This is a genomic window from Streptomyces sp. NPDC037083, from assembly GCF_055606485.1.
Genome location: NZ_JBVJSQ010000008.1, coordinates 265,584 through 290,032 on the forward strand (window position 1 = coordinate 265,584; position 24,449 = coordinate 290,032).

General features: G+C 73.1%; 14 protein-coding genes. 10 read left to right on the plus strand and 4 right to left on the minus strand.

Features of this window, described 5'->3' with window-relative positions:
• Positions 1 to 10 precede the first annotated feature (10 nt).
• The 7 genes from ACZ7DE_RS23025 (at position 11) to ACZ7DE_RS23055 (ending at position 19,052) form a co-directional block, all read left to right on the plus strand.
• The gene (locus tag ACZ7DE_RS23025) at positions 11 to 547 is read left to right on the plus strand and encodes a flavin reductase family protein (RefSeq protein ID WP_470764027.1); all 537 of its coding nucleotides are present in this window, start codon (positions 11 to 13) and stop codon (positions 545 to 547) included.
• Positions 547 to 2,421, plus strand: coding sequence for a non-ribosomal peptide synthetase (locus ACZ7DE_RS23030; protein WP_470764029.1), 1,875 nt, complete (start codon positions 547 to 549; stop codon positions 2,419 to 2,421). The genes ACZ7DE_RS23025 and ACZ7DE_RS23030 overlap by 1 nt, the downstream gene beginning before the upstream one ends.
• Entirely contained in the window at positions 2,418 to 5,645 is a 3,228-nt protein-coding gene (locus ACZ7DE_RS23035; RefSeq protein WP_470764031.1) for a condensation domain-containing protein, read from the plus strand. The genes ACZ7DE_RS23030 and ACZ7DE_RS23035 overlap by 4 nt, the downstream gene beginning before the upstream one ends.
• A 1-nt stretch (position 5,646) precedes the next feature.
• Positions 5,647 to 8,772 carry a non-ribosomal peptide synthetase gene (locus ACZ7DE_RS23040; RefSeq protein ID WP_470764032.1) on the plus strand — a complete coding sequence of 1,042 codons (3,126 nt, stop codon included), beginning with the start codon at positions 5,647 to 5,649 and terminating at the stop codon, positions 8,770 to 8,772.
• 118 nt (positions 8,773 to 8,890) lie between these two features.
• Entirely contained in the window at positions 8,891 to 11,911 is a 3,021-nt protein-coding gene (locus ACZ7DE_RS23045) for a type I polyketide synthase (RefSeq protein WP_470764034.1), read from the plus strand.
• The gene (locus ACZ7DE_RS23050) at positions 11,908 to 18,825 is read left to right on the plus strand and encodes a MupA/Atu3671 family FMN-dependent luciferase-like monooxygenase (RefSeq protein ID WP_470764036.1); all 6,918 of its coding nucleotides are present in this window, start codon (positions 11,908 to 11,910) and stop codon (positions 18,823 to 18,825) included. Before ACZ7DE_RS23045 ends, ACZ7DE_RS23050 begins: the two co-directional genes overlap by 4 nt.
• Positions 18,822 to 19,052 carry an acyl carrier protein gene (locus ACZ7DE_RS23055; protein ID WP_470764037.1) on the plus strand — a complete coding sequence of 77 codons (231 nt, stop codon included), beginning with the start codon at positions 18,822 to 18,824 and terminating at the stop codon, positions 19,050 to 19,052. The genes ACZ7DE_RS23050 and ACZ7DE_RS23055 overlap by 4 nt, the downstream gene beginning before the upstream one ends.
• A gap of 20 nt (positions 19,053 to 19,072) precedes the next feature.
• Here the strand turns inward: ACZ7DE_RS23055 and ACZ7DE_RS23060 are convergent, their stop codons facing one another.
• Complete coding sequence (locus tag ACZ7DE_RS23060) at positions 19,073 to 20,305, minus strand: cytochrome P450 (protein WP_470764039.1); 1,233 nt, start codon at positions 20,303 to 20,305, stop codon at positions 19,073 to 19,075.
• Between the two features lie 108 nt (positions 20,306 to 20,413).
• On the opposite strand from ACZ7DE_RS23060, the gene ACZ7DE_RS23065 reads away from it, so the two are divergent.
• Entirely contained in the window at positions 20,414 to 20,620 is a 207-nt protein-coding gene (locus ACZ7DE_RS23065; RefSeq protein WP_470764040.1) for an MbtH family protein, read from the plus strand.
• Between the two features lie 472 nt (positions 20,621 to 21,092).
• On the opposite strand, the gene ACZ7DE_RS23070 is transcribed toward ACZ7DE_RS23065, so the two are convergent.
• The 3 genes from ACZ7DE_RS23070 to ACZ7DE_RS23080 form a co-directional block, all read right to left on the minus strand.
• Positions 21,093 to 21,449 (minus strand): hypothetical protein, encoded by a 357-nt coding sequence (locus tag ACZ7DE_RS23070; protein ID WP_470764042.1) that lies wholly within the window; start codon positions 21,447 to 21,449, stop codon positions 21,093 to 21,095.
• A gap of 193 nt (positions 21,450 to 21,642) precedes the next feature.
• Positions 21,643 to 22,008, minus strand: a complete 366-nt coding sequence (locus tag ACZ7DE_RS23075) for a hypothetical protein (RefSeq protein ID WP_470764044.1) — start codon at positions 22,006 to 22,008, stop codon at positions 21,643 to 21,645.
• Between the two features lie 225 nt (positions 22,009 to 22,233).
• Positions 22,234 to 22,539 carry a hypothetical protein gene (locus ACZ7DE_RS23080; protein WP_470764045.1) on the minus strand — a complete coding sequence of 102 codons (306 nt, stop codon included), beginning with the start codon at positions 22,537 to 22,539 and terminating at the stop codon, positions 22,234 to 22,236.
• 244 nt (positions 22,540 to 22,783) lie between these two features.
• Between ACZ7DE_RS23080 and ACZ7DE_RS23085 the strand changes: the two genes are divergently transcribed.
• Together ACZ7DE_RS23085 and ACZ7DE_RS23090 are read left to right on the plus strand one after the other, a co-directional pair.
• Complete coding sequence (locus ACZ7DE_RS23085; RefSeq protein ID WP_470764047.1) at positions 22,784 to 23,587, plus strand: lantibiotic immunity ABC transporter MutE/EpiE family permease subunit; 804 nt, start codon at positions 22,784 to 22,786, stop codon at positions 23,585 to 23,587.
• A 2-nt stretch (positions 23,588 to 23,589) separates the two neighbouring features.
• Positions 23,590 to 24,339 carry an ABC transporter ATP-binding protein gene (locus ACZ7DE_RS23090; protein ID WP_470764048.1) on the plus strand — a complete coding sequence of 250 codons (750 nt, stop codon included), beginning with the start codon at positions 23,590 to 23,592 and terminating at the stop codon, positions 24,337 to 24,339.
• Positions 24,340 to 24,449 lie beyond the last annotated feature (110 nt).

Below are 24,449 nucleotides of genomic sequence, written 5' to 3' on the forward strand. Positions count from 1 at the left end.
CGGGCCGCGCATGAAGGACGTCGACATCGCCGTGGCCCGGCAGGACCGCGCGGCGGAGTTCAGGTCGCTGATGGCCGGCTTTCCCAGCGGCGTGACGGTGGTGACCACGGTCGATGCCGACGGCGGCCCGCTCGGGCTGACCTGCTCCTCGCTGAGCGCTGTCTCCGTGGACCCGCCGCTGCTCCTGGTCTGCATCGACAACCGCAGCAGCACCCTGAGGGCGCTCAGGGACCACGGCCACTTCGCAGTCAACCTGCTGCACCACGGCGGCCGGGAGACGGCTCGGCTCTTCGCGGCCGGGGACACCGACCGCTTCCGCTCCGTCAGGTGGACGCCGACGGCCGGGGCGCGCCTGCCCCGGCTGGACCTGGACGCCCGCTCGGTCGCCGAGTGCCGCGTCCACAGCCTGCAGCCGGCCGGTGATCACACCGTCGTCATCGGGGAGGTCCGTGCGGTCGAGCACCTCACGCGGGCCGCTCCCCTGATCTACGGGCTGCGGCAGTACGCGGTCTGGCCGGGCGGGGCCGCCGACAGGAAGGAAGACTGATGAGCAACGTGTCCGAGCTTCTCGCCGCTCAGGCGGCCCGCACCCCGGACGCCACCGCGGTCGTCCTGAACGAGCGCGAGCTGACCTACCGTCAGCTGGACGAGGAGGTCAATCGCCTCGGTCGCCACCTCGCCGGCCTCGGTGTGGGCCCCGACTCCGTGGTCGCGCTGCGGCTGGAACGTTCGCTCGACATGATCGTCGGGCTGTTCGCCGTCCTCCGCGCCGGCGGCGCCTATCTGCCGCTGGACCCCACGACCCCCGCGGAACGGCTCTCGCTGATCCTCGGCAGCGCCCGCCCGCACCTGATGCTCACCCAGGAGTCCCTGGCCGGCGAACTCGCAGGACACGACGGGCCGGTGGTCTGCGTCGACCGGGACCGCAAGGCGATCGCGGACTGCTCCGCACTGCCCTTCGACAGCGGTGTCGCGCTCGGAAACCTCGCCTACGTGATCTACACCTCGGGGTCCACCGGCGTGCCCAAGGGCATCATGATCGACCACAGGGCGCTGCGGGACCGGGCTCTGGCGAAGACCGCCCTCTACGGCTTCACCCCCGAGGACCGCGTCCTGCAGTTCACCGCCCTGAGCTTCGACGCGGCCGCCGCCGAGATCTACCCGACGCTGCTGGCCGGCGCCGCCCTGGTGGTGCATCCCGCCCCCAACTGGACCTCGCCGCCGGAACTGATCGCCGACTGCGAGCGCCTGGGCATCACCGGCGTCATGCTGCCGCCGGTCTACCTCCAGCTCCTGATCGACACCCTCTCCGCCACCGGCCGGACCGTGCCCTGGCTGCGCTGCTTCATCACCGGCGGGGAGAGCATCCCGGTGGAGCGGCTGGCGGCCTGGGCGCGGCTGGTCCGCCACCGGCCCCGGTTCGTGTACGCCTACGGCCCCACCGAGACCACCATCGCCGCCACCCTCTACCTGCCCTCCATGGACCCGGCGGAGATCGAGAGCCTGGCCAAGGTGCCGATCGGGACGCCACTGCCGAACACCGGCGTGCACCTCCTGGACGACGACCTCGCTCCGGTGCCGGACGGACAGGTGGGGGAGCTGTGGATCACCGGAACCGGCCTGGCCCGCGGCTATGTCGGAGACCCGGCGCTCACCGCGGTGATGTTCCTGCCCTGTCCGTTCGGTGACCGGCCGGGCGCACGGATGTACCGGACCGGCGACCTCGCCCGCCGCAACGAGGCGGGCGAACTGGAGTTCGTCGGACGCCGGGACGCCCAGCTCAAGGTCCGCGGATACCGCGTCGACCCGGGCGACGTCGAGGCGGCGCTGACCGAGCACCCCGGGATCGGCCCGGCCGTCGTCGTGGCGCACGAGGGGCGGCTCGCCGCCTACTGCGTCCCCGCCCCCGGCGCCCGTCCGTCCCCCGCGGAACTGCGCGGCTTCGTCGGCGGCAGGCTGCCCGACTACATGGTCCCCTCCCACATCACTCTCATGGACGCCCTTCCGCTCACCTCCGGCGGAAAGATCGACCTGCGGGCGCTGCCCGCGCCCGGTGACGAGGAGTCCGCCGACCCGGCAGGGCCGCGCGCCGAGAGCCCGATCGAGCTCCTCCTCCACGGGATCTGGTGCGACCTGCTGCAACGCGACCGCATCGGCGCCGACGAGGACTTCTTCGCCATCGGCGGGGACTCGCTGCTGGCCAGTCGGACGGTGGCCCGGGTGCGCGAGTCGCTCGGCGTCGAGGTGCCGCTGCGCGTCGTCTTCGAGGCCCCGACCATCGCCGCACTCGCGACGGAGATCACCGCGCTCTCGCTCGCCCAGGACCCCGGCGACGACCTGCTCGACCTGATCGCGGACCTGGAGAGCACGCCCGACGAGGAAGGGCTCGATCACCTCGCAGACCAGGAGCCGCGACCGTGAACGCACCCGACCCCACGACGTCGCCGGCCCAGCGCCTGGCCGGCCTCTCCCCGCGCCGGCGGGCCGAGCTCGAACGGCTCCTGCTGGAGAGAGCCGCCTCCGCGGGCCGCCGGCCGGGGCGGCGGTGGCCCACGGGCGACGGCCCGGCGCCGCTGACCTTCGCCCAGCGCGGCATGTGGTTCCTCGACCGCTGGCACCCCGACGGCACCCTGTACGGCGTGCGCGAAGCGCTGCGTCTGGTCGGCCCGCTCGACACCGACGCGCTGCGCCGCGCCTTCCAGGCCGTGATCCGGCGTCACGACATCCTGCGCACCACGTTCACGGCCGCCGACGACCGGCCCGTCCAGGTGGTCGGCCCGGGCCCCGACGACCCGCTGCCCCTCGTCGACCTCGAAGACCTCGCCCACGCCGAGCGCGAGGCGGCCGTGCGGGACCTGCGCGAGGCCGACGTACGGCGCCCGTTCGTCCTCGATCAGGGCCCGCTGCTGCGTGCGACGCTCATCAGGACGGCCGACACCGAGCACGTCCTGTTGCTGTCGCTGCACCACATCGTCGCCGACGGCTGGTCCTACGGGCTGCTGGTGCGTGAACTGTCGGCCCACTACGCCGCGTTCGCCCAGGGCCGCCGGCCCGCCGTCCCCGAGCTGCCGCTGCAGTTCGCGGACTACGCGAGGTGGCAGCAGGGCCGACTGGACGAGCCCGGTCTACGGACCCGTCTGGAGTGGTGGAAGGGAGCGCTGGAGGGCATCCCGGACCGCCTGGGCCTGCCGACCGACCGGCCCCGGCCCGCCGTCCTCGGCCACGACGGCGCGACGACGGACTTCGTCGTCCCCGAGCCGGTCGCCGCAGCGCTGCGCGAACTGGCCCACGCGGAGGGCGCCACGCTCTTCATGACGCTGCTCGCGGCGCTGCAGACGCTGCTCCACCGCTGGAGCGGCGACACCGACGTCGTCGTGGGAACACCGGTCGCCGGACGGGACGACAGCGACCTCGAGCACGTCATCGGATGCTTCGTCAACACGCTCGCGCTGCGCTCGGACCTCGGGGGCGACCCCGGCTTCCGGGACCTGCTGTCCCAGGTGAAGGAGCGCACCGTCGCCGCCTACGCCCGCCAGGACGTTCCGTTCGAATGGCTGGTGGAGGAGCTGCGGCTCGACCGGAGCACCGGCCACAGCCCCGTCTTCCAGACCATGTTCGCGTTCCAGAACACCCCACCCGCCGGATGGCACCTGCCCGGGACCGTCGTGGAACCGCTCGGCGTCGTCCACCCGGCGGAGGCTCTCGACCTGTCGCTCAGCATGGTCGACGGCGAGGACGGCCTCGCCGGGACGCTGAGCTACAACACCCAGCTGTTCGAAGAGGCCACCGCGCAACGGTTCCTGACGGAGTTCGTCGCGCTCCTGGACACCGTCGGCAAGGAGCCCGGCCATCCGGTCGGCGTCCCGGGCGGAACCGCCCCGGCACACCGGCGCCCCGCCCCGCCCCAGCCGGAGCGCGAGCCCGAGGCGGCGGCCGACGCCTCGGCGCCCGTGCTCGAACTGCTGCGGGGGATCTGGGCCCAGGTCCTGGGCGAGCACGACATCACGCCCGACACCGGCTTCTTCGCCGCGGGCGGCCATTCACTGCTCGCCGTGCAGGTGACGTCCCGGGTCCGGGAGACCCTCGGCGTCGACCTGCCGCTCAGCACGCTCTTCGAGGCTCCCACCCTGGCCGCCTTCGCCCGACGGGTCGAGAACCACCGCAACGGTCACAGCGGCGCACTCGCCGAGCCGGTCCGGCCCGCCGGATCCGCGGGTCCCGTCCCGCTGTCCCATGCCCAGCGGCGGCTGTGGTTCATCGACCAGCTCGACCGCGGCGGGGCCCACCACAACGTGGTCACCGTGCTGCGGCTGGAGGGGCCGCTGTCGGCCGGCGCGCTCGCCGCCGCGGTCGAGGCCCTGTGCCTGAGGCACGCCTCGCTGCGGACGACGTTCCGGCAGAACGGGGGGACGGTCGAGCAACTGGTGGAGGACCGGGCGGACACCGGCCTGCGCCTGGTCGACCTCTCCTCGCTCGGCGAGGCGCAGGCAGAGGCGCAGGCGGCGCGTCTGACGGAGAGCGAGGCGAGCCGGCCGTTCGACCTGGCCGCCGGCCCGGTGCTGCGCGCGGCCCTGCTGCGGCTGGCGCCGCGGCGCCACCTTCTCCTGATGACCGTCCACCACATCGTGACCGACGCGTGGTCGACCGACCTGATGCTCCACGACCTCTGGGAGCTCTACACGGCGCTCCTGGACGACACCGTGCCGGATCTGCCGCCGCTCCCGGTCCGCTACACCGACTACGCCCTGTGGGAACAGCGCATGATCGGGCAGGGCGCGCTCGACGAGGCCGCCGACTACTGGCTCGGGCAGCTCGGGGGCGCCCCGGAGACCCTCGACCTGGCCTACGATCGCCCTCTTCCCCCCTCACCGGTCTTCCGAGCGGGCACCGTGCCGTACGCGCTCACCGAGGAACGGACCGGCGAACTGGCCCGGTTCTGCCTCCGGGAGGGCGTCACCCTCTTCATGACGGTGCTCGCCGCCTACTTCGTCCTGCTGCACCGGCACACGGGCCGCGGCGACCTGGTGGTCGGCACCGGCACCGCCAACCGGGGCAGAGTGGAACTGGAGCGGATCGTCGGCTTCTTCACCAACCAGCTGGTGCTGCGCAGCCAGGTGCGCGGCGAGCAGAGCGTGCGCAGCCTGCTCACGACGGTCCGTGACACGACCCTCGCCGCGCACGCGCACGGCGAGCTGCCGTTCGACCGGCTGGTCGAGCTGCTCGCGCCGACCCGCCGCATCAACAGGGCCCCGATCTTCCAGGTGGAGATCGAGTACCACCGGCGCACCGACCGGACCGCCGGGCCGCCCGGGGTCACGGTGACGCCCCAGGACCCGGGCGGGGACACGACCACGCTGGACCTCTCGCTGCACGTGGTGCACACGGAGACGGTCCTGCGCGGCGAACTGGTGTACAACGCCGACGCCCTGACGCCCCCGACCGCGCGCAGGCTCGCGGGCGAACTGCAGGCCCTGCTCGTCGCGATGGCGCAGCGGCCCGACGCGACCGTGGCGGAGGTGGCCGCCGAGGCGGAGGAGACCTGGCGCCGGGCCGCGGCCCGGGAGCGGGCCGCGGCCGCCCGAGCCCGCTTCGACAGTGTGAGAAAGAGCCCGAACCACACCGGCGCGGGCCATGGGAGGAAGTGACATGGACGCCCTGGTGTTCTCCCCGCAGCAGCGGCACATCCACGCCTCGGCCGGCGACGCCCACGACGCGCACGGCGTCATCCGGATCGACGGCGACCTGCGGACGGCGGATCTGCGCCGCGCGCTGGCCGCGATCGTCCACCGCCACGACCTGCTGCGCACCGAGGTCCCGTCGCCCGGGCGGTACACCGACCGGCTCGTGCCCGGCGAGGCGGGATACGCACTGGACGTCGTCGAACCGGGTGACGGTACGGCCACGGACCCGCCGCACCCGGGTCCCCCGCGCGGGCCGGGAGCCGGACCCGCCCTGCGCGCCGTCGTCGCCCGCACCGGGCAGGACCGTCACTCGCTGACGCTGAGCCTGCCCGCGCTGCTCGCCGACGCCGGGACCCTGCGCATCCTCACCTCCGAACTGGCCCGGTTCTGGGGCCGGGAGGACGACGACGACCCCGCCGTCCAGTACGGCGGCTTCGCCGACTGGCAGAACGCCCTCCTGGAGGAGGACGACGGCCTGCTCGACCGGCAACTGGAGCGGCTGCGCGAGCTGGTACGCGGCCAGGTACTGCCGTTCCCGACCTCCGGGCACGTCCCGCAGGCCGGACGGGGGGCGCGCTCGGTGGAGCTCTCCGCGGCCCGGCTCGCCCGCTTCGAGGCGGCGGCCGCCTCCCACGGCGCGGAGCTGCCGGACTTCCTGTCGGCGTGCTGGCAGACCCTGCTGTGGCAGCAGATGCGCGGCAGCGAGGTGGTCCTCGGCCGGGTGACCGACGCCCGGGTCTACGAGGAGCTGGAGACGGTCGTGGGACCGTGCGCCAAGGTGCTCGCGGTGGTGTGCCCGCTCGCCGAGGCCGATCCGTTCGCCGAGGTCGTGGAGCGAGGCCGACGGGCGGCCCAGCAGGCCCGCGAGGAGCTGGAGTTCTTCAACTGGAAGACCGGCCACGGCGCCCCGTCGGCACATCCGACCTGGGGCTTCGCGTTCCATGACGCACACATGGCCGCGGCGCCGGACGGTCCGGCGTTCACGCTGGAGCGGACGTCCGTGTGGACCGGGCCGTTCACCGCGTCCCTGGTCGCCGAGCGCGGCGCCGGGCGGCTGCGGATCACGCTGGAGCACCGGCGTGACGAGATCGACGACGAGACCGCCGCCTGTCTGCTGGAACAGTTCCTCGCGCTGACCGACGACGCGGCGGCCCGCCCGCAGGCCGCGGTCGGCGCCCTCAGCGCGGCCGGCGCGACCCCGCCGGCGCCCCGGCCGGACCCGCGGGCCCACGCACAGGACCGCGAACCGGTGCGCTGCGCCCACCGATTGTTCGAGGAACAGGTGGCGCGCGGGCCCGAGCGGACCGCCCTGACCTTCGAGGACCGCTCGCTGTCCTACGGCGAGCTGAACGCCCGGGCCAACCGGCTGGCCCGCCGTCTGCGCGAGCTGGGCGCCGGCCCCGACACCCTGGTCGGCATCTGCCTGGACCGCGGCGAGGACCTGGTGACCGCCATGATCGCCGTGCACAAGGCGGGCGCCGCCTACGTGCCGATCGACCCGCTGCACCCCGCCGAGCGGATCGGCCTCGTCGCGGCCGCGGCCGCCCCGCCGGTCCTCGTCACCGACCACGCCGGCGCGCGGGCCCTGCCCGAACGCGACTGGCGCCTGGTGCGCACCGATCAGGACCGGGACGCCATCGCCGCGCACCCGGCCACGGACCTGAACCTGCCGGTCGACCCGGACCAACTCGCCTACGTCCGGCACACCTCCGGTTCGACCGGCGTCCCCAAGGGCGTGCAGATCTCGCACCGCTCCCTCGCCAACTTCCTGCGGTCCATGGGCCGCGAGCCCGGGATCTCGGCCCAGGACAGCCTGGTGGCGGTCACCACCGCCTCCTTCGACATCGCCGAACTCGAGCTGTGGCTGCCGCTCGTGACGGGCGCGCGCGTCACGCTGGCCGGCCAACGCGCCGCCGCCGACCCGCGGCTGCTCGCCCAGTTGCTCGACGACGCGTCCGCCACCGTCCTGCAGGCGACCCCGGTCACCTGGCGCATGCTGCTCGACCACGGCTGGCCGGGCTCACCCCGGCTGACCGCGCTGGTGGGCGGCGAGGCGGTGCCGCCGGAGCTCGCGGCCGCGCTGGCGCCCCGGGTGCGGCAGTTGTGGAACATGTACGGGCCGACCGAGACGACCATCTGGTCGACCTGCGGCGAGATCGGCGTCGACGCCACACCGGTGAGCGTGGGGCGGCCCATCGAGAACACCTGCGTGCACCTGCTCGACGCAGACCTGCGGCCGGTGCCCGTCGGCATGGTCGGCGAGCTCTGCATCGGCGGCGACGGGCTCGCCCGCGGCTACGCGGACCGGCCCGCCCAGACCGCCGAACGCTTCGTTCCCGATCCCTTCGGCTGCCGTCCCGGCGGCCGCCTCTACCGCACCGGCGACCTGGCCAGACACGACGCGCACGGGCGGCTCTACGTCCTGGGCCGCGCCGACAGCCAGGTGAAGATCCGCGGTGTCCGGATCGAACTGGGCGAGGTGGAGACGGCGTTGGGCAGACACACCGACGTCCGGGCCGCGGTGGCGCGCGTCGGTCCGGAGCCCTCGGGCGAGCTGCGCCTGGACGCCTACGTCGTCCTCGAGCCCGGACGACGGCCGGACGTCGCGCGGTTGCGCGACCACCTGCGGGAACGGCTTCCCGCGGCCATGGTGCCGTCCAGGATCGGAATCCTCGAGGAGCTGCCGGTGACGGCCGTCGGCAAGGTCGACCGGGCGGCGCTGCCGGAGATCCCCGTGGACGCACCGGCGCCGGGCCGCCGCGCGGTGGGCCTCCACAGCCCGCTCGAACGGACCGTCGCGGCCGTCTGGCAGAAGACGCTGGGCCTTCCCGCCGTCGGCGGCGCGGACAACTTCTTCGACCTGGGCGGCCATTCCGTCCAACTGGTCCAGGTGGCCGCGCTGCTCAGCGAGGAACTGGGCAGGGACGTGACACCGCTGACGATCCTGGAACACCCGAGCGTCGCGGCCCTGGCCCGCCACCTGGAAAGCCATGACAGGGCCGAGCCGGCGCCCGACGAACCGCAGGACGCGGCCGCCGGCCGGGACCGCCTGCGCCGCCGTCGCTCCAGGGTGGAGGAGGAACCCGTATGACGGCCGCGGCCGTCGGGCCGGACACGGCCGGCCGGGCGGCACGCACCCGCGGCAGGCGTCGGCACGCCGGCGCGACCTGCCCACCACGTACGAACGGAACCACGGGGGAGAGTTGAGCATGACGCAGTCGGACGGCTCCGACATCGCGGTCATCGGTATGGCCGGCCGGTTTCCCGGCGCGGGGAGCGTCGAGGAGTTCTGGACCCTGCTCCGCGACGGGACCGAGGCGATCAGCAGCCTGACCGAGGAGGAGCTCCTGGCCGAGGGGATCCCGCCGCACATCGTCGACGACCCCCGCTACGTGCGGGCGAAGGGCGTGCTGGACGGCGCCGACCTCTTCGACGCGGGCTTCTTCGGCTTCAGCCCCCGCGACGCGGCGGCCACCGATCCGCAGCAGCGGCTCTTCCTGGAGTGCGCCTGGCACGCCCTGGAGGACGCGGGCGTCGATCCGGAGCGGGCGGACGCGGCGATCGGCGTCTACGGCGGATCCAGTACCGGGACCTACCTCACCCGCCCCCTGCGGGACCTCTCCCACCTGCCGGAGTTCATGGAACTCGTGATCGGCAACGAAAAGGACATGCTCACCACGCGGACCTCCTACAAGCTCGACCTGAAGGGCCCCAGCGTCAGCGTCCAGTCCGCGTGCTCGACCTCGCTCGTGGCCGTCCACGTGGCCTGTCAGGGCCTGCTCAGCGGTGACTGCGACATCGCCCTGGCCGGCGGCGTGTCGCTGATGTTCCCCGCCAAGGAGGGCTACCACCACCAGGAGGAGGGCATCTACTCCCCGGACGGGCACTGCCGTGCCTTCGACGCCCGGGCCAACGGGACGGTGCCGGGCGACGGCGTCGGCCTCGTCGTGCTCAAGATGCTCTCCGACGCCCTGCGCGACGGCGACCGCGTCCATGCGGTCATCAAGGGCACCGCGGTCAACAACGACGGCGCGGGGAAGGTCGGTTACACCGCGCCCAGCGTCGCCGGGCAGACGGAGGTGATCCGGGCGGCGCACCGGGTGGCCGGCGTCCACCCCGCCACGATCGGCTACGTGGAGGCCCACGGCACCGCCACCGCACTCGGCGACCCCGTCGAGATCACCGCGCTGACCAGGGCCTTCCGCGCCCGGACCGACCGCGTCGGCTACTGCGCGGTCGGGTCGGTGAAGAGCAGCGTCGGCCACCTCGACGCCGCGGCCGGAATCGCCGGGTTCATCAAGGCGGTCCTCGCGCTGAAGCACCGCACCCTGCCCCCCAGCGTGCACTACGAGAGCGCCAACCCCGCACTGAACCTCGACAGCAGTCCGTTCCGTCTCACCGCCACGGCCGCCGCCTGGCCCGCCGGGGACACCCCGCGCCGCGCCGGCGTCAGCTCCTTCGGCATCGGCGGCACCAACGCGCACGTCGTGCTGGAGGAGGCTCCCGACACCGGCGCGTCCGCCCCCGACACATCGGGCCGCCCGCACCTGCTGCTGATGTCCGCCCGCACGGCGACCGCCCTGGAGGCGGTGACCGACGACCTCGCCGCCCACCTGAGGCAGGAGACGGACGCCGATCTCGAGGACGTCGCCGGCACCACCCAGCTGCGCCGCAAGGCGTTCCAGTACCGGCGCTTCGTGGTCTGCGAGGACCGCCCCGCAGCGGTGCGGGCCCTGACCGGTGAGGGCACCCGGCGACGGCCTGCCGTCCGCAGGCCGGACGCCGCCCCTCCGGTTGCCTTCCTGCTTCCCGGCCAGGGCGCCCAGTACCCGGGGATGGCGGCCGGCCTGTACCGGACCGAGCCGGTCTTCCGCGAGGAGTTCGACCGCTGCCGCGAACACCTCGGCGGCGAACTCGGGGCGGACCTCGCCGAGACCGTCCTCGGGCCGGCTGCCGGAGCGGACGGAAGAGCCGACCAGACCCGCCTCGCCCAGCCGGCGCTGTTCGCCGTCGAGTACGCGCTCGCCCGGCTCTGGCAGAGCTGGGGCGTGCGGCCCCGGGCGCTCCTCGGGCACAGCCTGGGCGAGTACACCGCCGCCTGTCTGTCCGGGGTGTTCACCCCCAAGGACGCGCTGACGCTGGTCGCCCGGCGCGGCCGGTGGATGCAGCAGGCCGCGCCCGGCGCCATGCTGGCCGTCCAGCTGCCCGTCGGGAAGCTGACCGGGCTGCCCGCCGGGGTGTCCGTCGCGGCGGTCAACGCCGACGACTCGTGCGCGCTCTCCGGCGCCGACGAGGTGATCGCCGCGCTGTACGCGCGCCTGACCGCCGAGGGGGTCGGCGTACGGCGCCTGCACACCACACGGGCCTTCCACTCACCGATGATGGCGCAGGCCGCCCGGGAACTGCGGGACCTGATCGCCACCCTCCCGATCCGGCCCCCCGCGATCCCGTTCGTCTCCAACGTGACGGGCGACTGGATCACCGACGAGCAGGCCACGGACCCGGACTACTGGGCCGAACACACCCTCGCACCGGTGCGCTTCGCCGACGGGTTGCGCACTCTGCTCGACGCCGGGGACGCGGCGCTGGTGGAGGTCGGACCAGGCCGCACCCTGTCGACCCTCGCCGCCCCGGTCGTCGCCGGGCGGGAGTCGACCGTGGTGCCGTCGATGCGGCACCCGCGCTCGGACCGTCCCGATCCCGAGGTACTGGCGGAGGCCGTCGGCAGCCTCTGGGCGGCCGGCGTGGAGATCGACTGGCGCGCCCGCCGGCCGCATCGGCGTCGCGCGGCCCAACTGCCGCCGTATCCCTTCGAACGGCGGCGTCACTGGCTCACGCAGTCGGCAGCCGGATCCCCGCCCGAGGCCGCCGCACCGCCGCCCGTCGCCCCGGCCGCCCCCGTGACGGCGGAGGCGGCGCCCGTCGCGGCGGACGATCCGTTCGAAGGACCCGACGCCGACGTGCGGCGTTCCGTCGCCGGGATCTGGTCGGAGCTGCTCGGCGTGCCGCTGGTCGTGCCGTCGGACAACTTCTTCGACCTCGGCGGCCACTCGCTGCTCGGCACCCGCCTGGCCACCCGGCTGCGTGAGCGCTTCGGCGTGGAGGTACGGCTGCGCGAGCTGTTCGCCGAGCCGACGGTGTCCGGGCAGGCCGCCCTGGTGGTCGCCCTGAGCGGGCTCGCCCGCACGCGTCCGGAGCGCCGCGAGACCTACGAAGAGGGGGAACTGTGAAGGTCGTCGACCTGCTGCACCGGTTGCGCGAGGCCGGGATCGAACTGTGGGCGGAGGGGGAGAAGCTGCGTTTCAGCGCCCCGCCGGGTGCGCTCACCGAGGAACTGCGCGCCGCGCTCAGGGAGCACCGGGACGAGGTCCTGGACCTCCTGCGCCGGGCCTCGGCCGCACCGGAGACGGCCGAGGCCATCACACCGGCCGCGCGCGGCGCGGCGCTGCCGCTGTCCTTCCAGCAACGCCGCATGTGGTTCTTCGAACAGGTCCACCCCACCACCTCCACCTACCACATGACGGCGTCCTGGCGGATCGGCGGCCGGCTGGACACCGCCGCGCTGGAGCGCAGCTTCCACGCCGTCGCCGCCCGGCACGAGAACCTGCGCACCCGCTTCGCCGTCGAGGGCGACGAGCCGGTGCAGTTCGTCGACGACCGCGTGCACCTGCCGCTGCCCGTGATCGACCTCACCGCCGTAGACGAGTCCGCGCGCGAGGCCGAGCTGCGGGAACTCGTGGCCGCGGAGAGCACCCGCCCCTTCGATCTCACCAGCGGCCCGCTGCTCCGTACCACCCTGCTGCGCACCGGCGAGGAGGAGCACGTTCTGGTCGTGGTCCTGCACCACATCGTCGGCGACATGTGGTCGGTGGACCTCCTGCTCAAGGAGATCGCGGTCCTCTACCGGGCCGACGGCCGCGCACCGGACGCACGGCTTCCCGAACTCCCGGTCCAGTACCCGGACTTCGCCGTCTGGCAGCGCACCCGGCCGGCCGACGACCGGCTCGCCCACTGGACCCGGAGCCTCGCCGGGGCGCCGACCCTGCTCGAACTGCCCACCGACCGGCCCCGGCCGACGACGCCCGGCCATCTCGGCGCCCAGGAGTCGCTGGTCCTGCCCACCGATCTGATCGCCGAACTGGACCGGCTCTGCCGGGCCGCGGGCGCCACCCGCTTCATGGCGCTGCTGGCCGCCTTCCACGTCCTCCTCTCCCGGTACACCGGCGAGAGCGACACCCTGGTGGGCTCGCCCGTCGCCGGGCGCACCCGGGCCGAGGTGGAGAACCTGATCGGGTTCTTCGTCAACACCGTGGTGCTGCGGGCCGATCTGGCCGACGACCCCACCTTCACCGAACTGCTCGCACGGGTGCGCGACGGCGCCCTCGCGGCCTTCGAGCACCAGGAGACACCCGTCGAGCAGGTGGTGGAGGCGGTCCAGCCGCGCCGCGATCCGGCCCGCCCGCCGCTGTTCCAGGCGCTCTTCGTGGTGCAGAACACCTCGACCGAGCCGCTGGACCTGCCGGGGCTGGTCGTCGAGCCGCTGGACAGCAGCCGGGTCGCCACCGAGTTCGACCTGACGCTGGAGTTCACCGAGTCCGACGGCGAGCCGCGGGCCACCGTCCTGTACAACGCCGAGGTGTTCCACGCCGACACCATGCGCCGTCTGCTCGGACACTGGCGGACGCTGCTGCGTGCGGTCGTGGCCGACCCCGGGCAGCGGGTCGGGGAGCTGCCCCTGCTCGACGAGGAGGAGCGGCGCCTGTCGCTGCACCTCTGGAACGCCACCGCACGGGACCACTCCCGGGCGTCCGTCCACGAACGCATCAGCCGCCAGGCCGCGCTCACCCCGCACGCCCCGGCCGTCGTCTTCCGTGACCGGCGCCTCGACTACGCCGGACTCGACGCCGCCGCCGGCCTGCTGGCGGCCCGGGTGCGCGCCGCCGGGGTGGGCGCCGGCCCGCCGGTCGCCGTGTGCGTCGAGCGCTCACCGGAGATGGTGGTGAGCCTGATCGGCGTGCTCCGGGCCGGCGCGTGCTATCTCCCCGTCGACGCCGCGCTCCCGCCCGAGCGGCTGGCGTACATGCTGAACGACGCCGGAGTCCGCGTGGTGGTCACCACCGCGGCCCAGCGCCATCGCTTCGACGGCTTCCCGGTCCAGGTGGTCCTGGTGGACGACGACGGCCCGGCGCCCGAGAACCCGCGGCCGGTCGACAGCGCGCCGGGCGACCTGGCCTACGTGATCTACACCTCGGGCTCGACCGGGCAGCCCAAGGGCGTCATGATCGAGCACCGGTCGCTGGCCAACTTCCTGTCGGCGATGGACGAGGTGATCGGCGCCGACGGCGACCCCGGCGTCTGGCTCGCGGTCACCAGCATGTCCTTCGACATCGCCGCCCTGGAACTGCTGTGGCCGCTGACCCACGGCTGGACGGTCGTCGTGCAGGACGACGGGGACGTGCTGCCCGGGGCCGTCACCCGGAGCCCCGCATCGACGCGGCCGCTCGACTTCAGCCTGTTCTACTTCGCGGTGGGCGGCGACGGCGACGACCCCTACCGGCTGCTGCTCGACGGCGCCCGCTTCGCCGACACCCACGACTTCTGCGCGGTGTGGACGCCCGAGCGGCACTTCGCCCCCTTCGGCGGCCCCTACCCGAACCCCTCGGTCACCTCCGCCGCTGTCGCCGTGGCCACCGAGCGGGTCCAGATCAGGGCCGGCAGCGTGGTGCTGCCGCTCCACCACCCGGCGCGGGTGGCCGAGGAGTGGGCGGTCGTCGACCACCTGTCGAAGGGCCGCGTCGGACTCTCCTTCGCCTCCGGCTGGCACGCCGACGACTTCGCGCTGGCACCGGACCCCTCCGTCTTCGAACACCGGCGCGACACCATGCGCGAACACATCGAGACCGTTCGCCGGCTCTGGCGCGGCGAAGCGGTCCAGGTGCGCAACGGCGCCGGGAACGACATCGGGATCCACACGTTCCCGCGCCCGGTCCGGTCCGAGCTGCCGGTGTGGCTGGCCGCCGCCGGCAGCCCCGACACCTTCCGCGCCGCGGGCGAGGCCGGCGCCGGACTGCTGACCCATCTGCTGGGCCAGAACCTAGAGGAGCTGGAACAGAAGATCTCGCTCTACCGCGAGGCGTGGAAGGCCGCGGGCCACGACGGGGACGGCCATGTCGTGCTGATGGTCCACACCTACGTCGGGTCCGACGAGGCCGACGTCCGCGACACCGTCCGCGCCCCCTTCCGCGCCTATCTGCGGCAGTCGTTCGGGCTGGTCCGGTCGCTCGCGCCGAGTCTCGGCATCGACGGCGAGCCGACCGAGCAGGACGTCGAGGCGCTGCTGGACCACGCCTTCGAGCAGTACTACGACGGCGGCGCCATGATGGGCACCGTCGCGCAGTGCACCGCGATGGCCGAGCGCATCCGCGCGACCGGCGTCGACGAACTGGCCTGCCTGATCGACTTCGGCGTGCCCACCGAGGACGTCCTCGCCTCCCTTCCGCTGCTGGACACGGTCCGCCGCCGCTTCGTCGCCGCCGAGGGAGCCGCCGAGGAGGCCGACTACGGCGTCGCCACCCAGATCGAGCGGCACGGAGTCACCCACCTGCAGTGCACGCCGTCCCTCGCGAGCGTCCTCACCACCGATCCGGGCACCGAGCAGGCCCTGCGGCGGCTGGACACCCTCGTCATCGGCGGCGAGGCGCTGCCGCCCGCCCTGGCCGGACAACTCGGCGCCACCGTGGGGCGGGTGCTCAACATGTACGGCCCCACCGAGACCACGATCTGGTCCACCTCCTGGCCCGTCGCGGACCTGGACGGCGGCGTGTCCATCGGCACCCCGATCGCCAACACCCGGGTGTACGTGCTGGACGGCCGGCTGGCCCCGGTCCCGGTCGGCGTTCCCGGCGAGCTCTGGATCGGCGGACACGGCGTCGCCCGGGGCTATCTGAACCGGCCCGAGCTCACCGCCGAGCGTTTCCGTCCCTCGCCCTTCGTCGACGGCGACACCCTGTACCGCACGGGCGACCGGGTGCGTTGGCGCGCCGACGGGCGGATCGAGTTCCTCGGGCGGGTCGACCGGCAGATCAAGCTGGGCGGTCACCGGATCGAACTCGGCGAGATCGAGGCCGCCCTGCGCGAACACCCCGCGCTCGTCCAGGCGGCGGTGATCGCGCACGACGACGCCACCACCGGGCACCGCCGCCTGGTGGCCTACCTGGTGGCCTCGGGCGCCCGCCCCTCGCCCGCGGAGCTGCGCACCACGCTGTTGCGCAGGATCCCGGAGGTGATGGTGCCCACCACGCTGATCTGGCTCGACAGCCTGCCACTCAACTCCAGCGGAAAGGTGGACTACCGGGCGCTGCCCGACCCCGGCAGCGGTGCCGACGAGCGGTCGGCCCGCACCGCCGTCACCGGCCAGGAGTACGTCGCACCGGCCGACGAGACCGAGCGGGCCATCGCCGGCATCTGGCAGGACGTGCTCAGCGTCGACCGGGTCGGGACCACCGACAACTTCTTCGAGCTGGGCGGCCACTCCCTGATGGCCATCCAGATGGTGTCCCGGCTGCGCGCCGCCCTGAACAAGGAGGTGACCCTGCGCACCGTCTTCGAGTCCGCCACGGTCGCCGACCTGGCCCGCGGGGTGCGCGCGCTCAGCGGCGAACCCGCCGCCGACGCCGTACCGCCGCTTGTTCCGGCGCCCCGCGACGGCGCGGTACCGCTGTCCTTCGCTCAACAGCGCATGTGGTTCTTCGAGTTGATGAATCCCGGCACGGCCTCCTACCACCTGTCCGCCGCCCTGCGGCTGAGGGGCCCGCTGCAGCCGTGGGCGCTGCGCCGGGCGTTCGCCGACATCGTCCGCCGCCACGAGATCCTGCGCACCTCCTTCGGGGAGGTGGACGGCATCCCGATGCAGTCGCCGGCCGGGCCGAGGGAGATCCCGCTCCCCCTGGTGGACCTGTCCGGACTGCCGGAGGACCGGCGGCGGGACACCATGCTGGAACTCGCCCACCGGGAGGCCCGCCTGCTGTTCGACCTCGAGGCGGACCCACTGCTGCGCACCACCCTGCTGCGGACCGAGGAACAGGAGCACGTGCTGCTCCTGACCACCCATCACATCGTGGCGGACAGCTGGTCGATCGGCGTCATGGCGGCCGAGCTGGGCGTCCTCTACGACGCCCACTGCGCGGGCCGGCCCGCGCAGCTCCCGGAACCGGCCGTCCAGTACGCGGACTTCACCCTCTGGCAGCAGAGCTGGCTCGACGGGCCGGCGATGGAACGCCAGCTCGACTACTGGCGCCGTACGCTTGCCGGGGCCCCGCCCGTGCTGGAACTGCCCTACGACCGCCCGCGTGCGGAGATCCCCACGCATCGCGGCGAGCAGGCGGTGTTCACCCTGTCGCCGGAGCTGTCGGACGGCCTGAAGACGATGAGCCTTCAGCAGGACGTGACCGTGTTCGTCACCCTGCTGGCCTCCTTCATGGTGCTCCTGCACCGCTGGTCGGCCGAAGAGCACATCGTGCTGGGCGTTCCGGTCGGCGGTCGCAACGCCCCCGAACTGGAGCCGCTGATCGGCTTCTTCGCCAACATCACCGTCCTGCACACCGACCTGGGCGGCGAACCCACGTTCGCGGAGGTGCTGCGGCGGGTCCGGGAGACGGTGATCGGCGCCTACGACCACCAGGACCTGCCGGTCGAGAAGCTCGTCGCGGACCTCGGCGTCGACCGGACGCTCGCCCACAACCCCCTGTTCCAGGTCATGTTCGTCTACACCAACGACCTGGCGCTGTCGCCCACCCTGGGCGGGCTCGAGGTCACCGCGCTCGACGTTCACCCGGGCGACGTGTTCATGGACCTCAACATGGCCATGGAGGACGGTCCGGACGGACTGCGCGGAACCCTCGACTACAGCACCGAGCTGTTCGACGCCACGACCGTGGAACGGCTCCTGGCGAGCTTCCAGGAACTGCTCGCGGCCGTCGTGGCGGAACCGAACCGGCCCATCGGCGCTCTCCCGCCGGCCGGACCGGGGCGCCGGCCGGCGAACGCCGTCGAGGCGCGCGACCCGGCGCGCGACGCGGACGACCCGACGCGCGCGGCGGAGGACGCGGCGACCGGGGCGGACGACGGGGCGAGTGCGCACCTGCCGCTCGTCGTCGCCGCCACGTTCACGGCCGGGCCCATTGAGCAGTCACTGACCTACTGGGCCGACCAGACCGGACTTCCGCTGGCCGTGGAGTTCGCCCCCTACAACCAGGTGTTCCAGCAACTGCTCGACCCGGCGAGCGCGACGGCCGTCAACGCCGACGGCGTCAACGCGGTGCTGCTCAGGGTCGCGGACTGGGCCGACCCGGACCGCGCCCACACCTTCCACCGTGCGGTCGCCGACGAGTTCCTGCAGGCGCTGGCAGCGTTCCAGGAGAACCGGCCGACCCCGTTGGCGGTGGTCCTGTGCCCCGCGGCCGAGGAATGGGCCGCCGCCGACGACGAATGGCGCGCCCGGCTCCTTCCCGGGCTGGCGGAGATCGAGGGAGTGGTGTGCCTCGACATGGAGCCCATGCTGGAGCTCTACGAGGTCGGCGACTTCAGCGATCCCGTCAGCGAGCAGGCCGGCCGGATCCCCTACACGGACGAGTTCTTCGCGGTGCTCGGGACCTGCCTCGCCCGCCAGGTGTCGGCGCTGGTGGGGGAGTACCCGAAGGTCGTCGTCCTCGACGGGACACCCCTCGCGTCCGGGCCCGGCGACCCCGCGGGCGAGATGCTGACGGCGTCGGCGCTGGCGCTGGCCGAGCAGGGCCGGTCGGTGTACGTCTGCGCCCCGCCCGGCGCGGTCGGACCGGACTTCGGCGGCCCGGACTCCGGCGGGCCGGCCGGTCACGGCGTCACCGTGTGGACGGACGGCCGCCCGCCCGTCCAGGCGCTCGACGCGGCCTGCGAGGCGAGCGGCGCGACCCTCGAAGACTGCCTCTACCTCAGCGCCGACCCCGCCAACTGCGCGGACGTGCGGGCCGCCCGTCCGCACGCCCTGGTCCTCGAACACCCGGAAAAGGAAGAAGAATTGGCAGCGTTTCTGGAACACACCTGGCTCTTCGACCGGCCCGGCGCCGCTGTCGAGGGCGCGTTCTGGTGGGGGGCTCCGACCCGATGAGACTGGAAGAGCTCTTCGCGACCGTCCTGAACCTCCCGGAGGCGGAGATGACGGACGACACGGCACCGCTCACCACGCACGTCTGGACGAGCATGGTGCACATCCAGATCGTGGTGGCCCTCGAGGACGTCTACGGAGTGACGCTCTCCGCCTCCGAGATCAGAGCGTTGACCAGCCTGGGGGAGGCGCGCCGGATCCTCGTCGGCAAGGGCGTGGACGTCGGGTGAGGGAGCCCGTCCGGGGAGCGTCAGCTCCTCGGAGGCAGCCGGAGCGGACGGCCGGGGGTGAACCGTACGGGCATCGACCTGATCCCGTTGACGAACGTCGACCCCAGGGGTTCCGCGGGACCCACCGGCTCCAGGTCGGGCATCCGGCGGGCCAGCTCCTCGAAGAGGACGCGGGCCTCGAGGCGGGCCAGGTTGTTGCCGAGGCAGTGGTGCGGCCCGCCTCCGCCGAAGCTCACCTGGGGGTTCTCCGGACGCCGCAGGTCGAAGCGGTCGGGTTCGGCGAACACCGTCTCGTCCCGGTTGGCGGCGATGTAGTAGAGGGCGACGCGATCTCCCTCGGCGATGCGCCGCCCGCCCAGCTCGACGTCGCGGGTGGCGGTGCGCTGGAACTGCATGATGGGCGAGACCCAGCGCAGCAGCTCCTCCACCCCGGTCTCCAGCAGCCCGGGATCGTCCACCAGCCGGTACCACTGGGCCGGATGCTCGAAGAAGGCCTGCATGGCTCCGGAGATGAGATATTGCGTGGTCAGGTGCCCGGCCGTCGCGAGCAGGAGGAAGAACAGCTCGAACTGCCGGCCCGTCAGGGCCGCGTCGCCCTCGCGGGCCATGGTCAGGACGCTCACCAGATCGTCGCCCGGCTCCCGGCTGCGCCAGGCCGCCAGGTCGTGGGCGAACTCGAAGAGCTCCATGGTGGCGCGCATCGTGACGTCGGGGAAGGCCTGCTCCAGCGGGTCGCCGAGGAGCGTGGCGAGCCGGTGGACCCGGCGGCGGTCCTCCGAGTCGGGGAAGCCCACGATGTCGGCGAGCACCGCCAGGGACAGCTCGGCGGCGACGTCCCGCACGAAGTCGCACTCGCCGCGCTCGACGACCCGGTCGAGCGTCAGGGTGCACAGCGTGCGAACTCGGCGCGTCAGGGTGTCGACCGCCGACGGCGTGAACGACCTGCCGACGAGTCCACGCAACCGGGTGTGTTCGGGCGGATCGAGGTTCACCAGGGTCGTCCGGTCCGGTCCCTGCCGTACCGCCGCGGGCTGCTCGTCCAGGAACGCGCCGTTGCGTGCCGAGGAGAAGGTCAGCGGGTCCCGGGAGACCCGGACGACGTCCTGGTGCCTGGTGAGGACCCAGAACGGCGGACCGTCCGCCCGTCGGTGCAGGTGGACCGGCGCCTCCGCGCGCAGCCGGGCGAACAGCTGGTGCGGCGGACCGGTGCGGAAGGTGAGCGGATCGAGCAGATCGATGTCCGCCAGGCGCATGCGGGTGGTCCGTTCCTCGCGTCGGGGTCTCGTCCGGCGCGACAGGGCGGCACGGACGTGCTCGGGTCACTGACGAATATGACAGACAACAGACAAGGAGAGACAGCGATGTCCGACGAACTCGAAGACACCCGGACCTACACGGTGGTTCTCAACGACGAGGAGCAGTACTCGATTTGGCCCGCGGAACGGGAGCTGCCCCTCGGCTGGCGGGAGGCGGGGGTGCGCGGTTCCAAGTCCGAGTGCCTGGATCACGTCGCCGAGGTGTGGACCGACATGCGTCCGCTGAGTCTGCGCACCCGCATGGGCGGGTGACGGCCCGCCGCGACCGGCATCTGCCGTGAGGGGGTCGCTCCCTCGGACGCCCCGCCTTCCTGGCGCTGCTCACCGGTCCGGTGGGCGGCGCCAGGTCCGGTCGCTTCGACCGGCGGCCCGTGCCGGCGCCGTGCGGGGGCCCGCCCCGGTCCGGTACGGGGGCGATCGAGCGCCGCCCCCGACGGGCATGGCATCGAACCGGTTCGATCAGAGCGCGAGATCTCCACCGCGGCCGGCGCGCTCGTCCACCAGTGGACCTGTGACTCGGCGGGTGCGCCGAGCACCAAGAAGAACCAGATCCGGCGCCTGCTCGGCACGAGCTGACCGGCAGCGGATCCGGGTCCTCGGTCACGTGGCCTGGGACGGGCCCCGCCCCTGGGCAGCGCCCCGAGAAGGCCACGACATCGGTCGTGGCCCTCTCCTCACGTGGGTCGGCGCTCGTCCTCGGCGGCGAGCGGTGACGGGCTGCTGCTCAGTGGTCGGAATAGCTGAAGTCGCCCACCGTCCAGGCGCCGACGTCCTCGATCGCCACGCGGTACATCCCGCCCGTCTCCGGGATGCCCACCGTTCCCTGCAGGATGCGGGCGACATGGAAGTGCAGATGGGTGGGAGGTCCGTCCGGCGCGGGGGTGGCGAAGACGGCGGAGAACTCGCTCAAGCGGTCCGAGTTCGTCAGCACCTCCGACACTCTCTGCCTCCACACCGCCTCGGGAGCCAGCCGACCGGTGATGACAGCACCACCGGTGACGACGGTCAGGGACATCTGGTTGCTCTGCCCGGACTCCACCAGGGCGGCGACCTGAACCAGCAGTTTGTCAGTTTGCGACACGCCGCAGATTATATTCACCAGTCGGCCCCCGCCGCTCGAGCGGTGCCGTCCCTGGACACGACGGACCACGAACGTCCGCCATACAGGCCGGTCCGCGGCCGGCCGTTCGGCTCGGCCAGGCCCGCGACCCGCCGGTCGGCCGGGCCAGGTCCGCAGACCGCCGGTCAGCCGGGCCAGGCCCGCGACCCGCCGGTCAGCCAGGCCGGACGGCGCGTTCGATCCGGTACTGCTCCACCAGCTCCTCGAACTGTCCGGCAGCAGCCTCGCTCACCGTGACCGGCCGGGACGGGCCCACGACGCCGCGCACCTGGTCGGCCACCTGCGCGGCCCGCTCGGCCGACGAGCAGACGCCCAGGACCAGAACTCTCGTCTCGGCGCCGTCGTCAGCCTGCTCGCCGTCGTCCAGGGTGAAACTCCACGGCACGTCGCACGGTGGCGCGTGGTCGGGGTCCGGACACAGCAGACGCTTGACCGGCTCCTGCAACGCCAGCGCCTCCTGCGTGCCCAGGCATCCGTGGATCCGGATCTCGTACACCCCAGGCTCATCCACAGCTGTCACGTCTCCCTCATGCTGTCGGCACTGTTCCGTGTCTCCGACGGTACTGAGCACCCGGCCGCCCCGCATCAGGACTCTCCCCTAGGTGACGACGCCGCGCTGTCCCGGCACCCGGGGGCGGAGAGCTACTCGCCGTGCCACGGGCGGTCCGAGGATCGCGGGCGCCGGTCGGGCGCGTGACCGCGGAGGAAAGGGGGGCGAGTCGAATCGCCCCCCTCTTGCCCGGCGTTACCAGATGCGCTTTGCGTCGCAGTGGCGCTTGTAGTGGCCCTCCGGGACGGGGATGTTGCGCGCGGCGTCGTTGATGGCGGCCTGCTCGGTGTTGCCCGTGCCGTCAGCCCTGTCGTAACCCACGACGTGGTTGTCGCTGATGCGAACGATCTGGCACTGGACCGTGGCGTGCCAGGTCCGCAGGATTCCGGCCTCGGCCGTGACCGCCTGGGACTCGGTGGTGGCCGAGGCGACGGGTGCGACGAGGCCCCCGATGGCGAGCGTCATGACACCGGCGACAAGCGTGCGGCGGAGCGTCTTCAAGGTGTTCCTCCCTGACGGTGTGTGGAGCCGGAACGTGCCGGTCCGAGCAGGCCCCGGGGGGCCCGGCCGGACCGACGACAGCTACGACCCTCGCATCCGACGACGCCGAAAACCGCCCCCAGCAGGGCTGTTGGCAGCCCGGTGTCAGCTGTCTGCCAACTGCCGCCGTACGGCGACCGTGAACCAATCCGCTGCCCCTCGCTACGTACTCGGCGTAACCAGAAGCGGCCAGGCAGGAGACACCATGGCGCACGGCACAGCTGTCCGACCCCTCGCACGACAGCGCGACAATCCCTCGCTGGCGACGGTGACGGGCACCGAACTCGCCCGGCACAAACGGGGGTTCCTTTTCTGGTACCACGTCCTGGCGCCCGTCATCATCACCGTTCCCCTCTTCCTCGGCGCTCTCGGCTCCTCGGAGGCCAAGGCGGGGCACACCTTCGAGGTGTTTCGCAATGTGACGCTGGAGTTCTGGGGTGTGCTGGTACCGATGACGGCGGGCCTGGCCGCCGCCCTGTCGGTCCGCGCCGACCAGGACGCGTGGCGGCTGCTGCTGTCGTACGGCGTGCCGCGCGCACGGTACTTCATCGGCAAGGTGGCCGCGCTCGGTGTCCTGGGCTTCCTGTCCTCCACCGTGCTGGTGGTGATGCTCTCCCTGGGCGCGATGATCAGCGGACGTTTCCCCGGAGCCATGGGCACGGTCGTCGCGGCCGTCTATCTGCCCTGGCTGGTGGGGCTGTCCATGACGGCGCTGGCCGTGCTGGTCTCGGTGGTGTGGGGCATGGGCCCCAGCATCGGAGTGGGCGTCGCGGGCCTGCTGTGCGGGGCGCTCGTCTCGGACAAGGTCTTCTGGTACGCCGTGCCGTTCGCCTGGCCGATGCGGGTGGTGCTGCCGCTCGCCGGCATCGGGCCCAACGGTGTGCCACTGCCCGACGACAGCCCGGTGACCAGCATGTCCGCCATCCCGCTCGCCGTGGGACTCGCCGTCGCACTGACCGGGGTCCTGCTGCTGGTCGGCAGCATCCACATGAGGCGCAAGGAGATCTGACGATGACCACGGCGACACCCCGAACGCCCGGCGCGGACCCGACGCCGGCCCTCACGATCCGCGAGCTGCGCAAGCACTACGGCTCACACCGCGCCCTCGACGGCGTGGACCTCACCGTGGCGCCCGGAGAGGTGTACGGCCTGCTCGGGCCCAACGGCGCCGGGAAGACGACGCTCATGAAGGCGCTCCTGGGCCTGCAGCGTCCGACGTCGGGCAGCATCGAGATCTTCGGCAGGCCCATCGGGCGCGAGTCGCTGGCCGAGGTCGGCGCGCTGATCGAGGTCCCCGGGCTGTGGCCGACGCTGACGGCCGACGAGACGATGAAGGTGCACGCCAGGCTGCGCGGTGTGCCCGAGGAGTGGATCGAACCCGCACTGGGCCTGGTCAAGATGACCGACGCGCGAAGCCGGAAGATCGGTGCGTACTCCCTCGGCATGCGCTGGCGCCTCGGTATCGCCGTCGCTCTGCTGGCCAGGCCGCGGCTGATCGTTCTGGACGAGCCCACGAACGGCCTCGACCCTGTCGGCATCCGCGAGATGCGCGGGATCATCCGTTCCCTCGCCGGCGAGGGAGTGGCCGTGCTGATCGCCAGCCACCAGCTGGCGGAGGTGGCACATGTCTGCGACCGGGTGCAGGTGCTGGTGGCGGGCCGGACCCGCTACGAAGGACCACTGGCAGGCCTTGCCGTCGAGGGGGACGTGGAGGCCGGGTTCTTCCGGCTGCTGGAGACCGCCGATGCGGGCATCCGCTGAACGGCGGTGCACGGCCGACGGCCCCGGCCGCGGAGCGTCGCGGGGCCGTCGCAGGGCCGGATCCACGTGGGGTGGATCCGGCCGGTGCTGATGGAGCCTGTGCGCGGAGG

Bases quoted from the DNA above. Each gene is read 5' to 3' on its own strand.
- ACZ7DE_RS23090 (WP_470764048.1), top strand. From the start codon at position 23,590: ATGACCACGGCGACACCCCGAACGCCCGGCGCGGACCCGACGCCGGCC.
- ACZ7DE_RS23085 (WP_470764047.1), top strand. From the start codon at position 22,784: ATGGCGCACGGCACAGCTGTCCGACCCCTCGCACGACAGCGCGACAAT.
- ACZ7DE_RS23055 (WP_470764037.1), top strand. From the start codon at position 18,822: ATGAGACTGGAAGAGCTCTTCGCGACCGTCCTGAACCTCCCGGAGGCG.
- ACZ7DE_RS23065 (WP_470764040.1), top strand. From the start codon at position 20,414: ATGTCCGACGAACTCGAAGACACCCGGACCTACACGGTGGTTCTCAAC.
- ACZ7DE_RS23045 (WP_470764034.1), top strand. From the start codon at position 8,891: ATGACGCAGTCGGACGGCTCCGACATCGCGGTCATCGGTATGGCCGGC.
- ACZ7DE_RS23060 (WP_470764039.1), bottom strand. From the start codon at position 20,305: ATGCGCCTGGCGGACATCGATCTGCTCGATCCGCTCACCTTCCGCACC.
- ACZ7DE_RS23030 (WP_470764029.1), top strand. From the start codon at position 547: ATGAGCAACGTGTCCGAGCTTCTCGCCGCTCAGGCGGCCCGCACCCCG.
- ACZ7DE_RS23040 (WP_470764032.1), top strand. From the start codon at position 5,647: ATGGACGCCCTGGTGTTCTCCCCGCAGCAGCGGCACATCCACGCCTCG.
- ACZ7DE_RS23025 (WP_470764027.1), top strand. From the start codon at position 11: ATGAAGGACGTCGACATCGCCGTGGCCCGGCAGGACCGCGCGGCGGAG.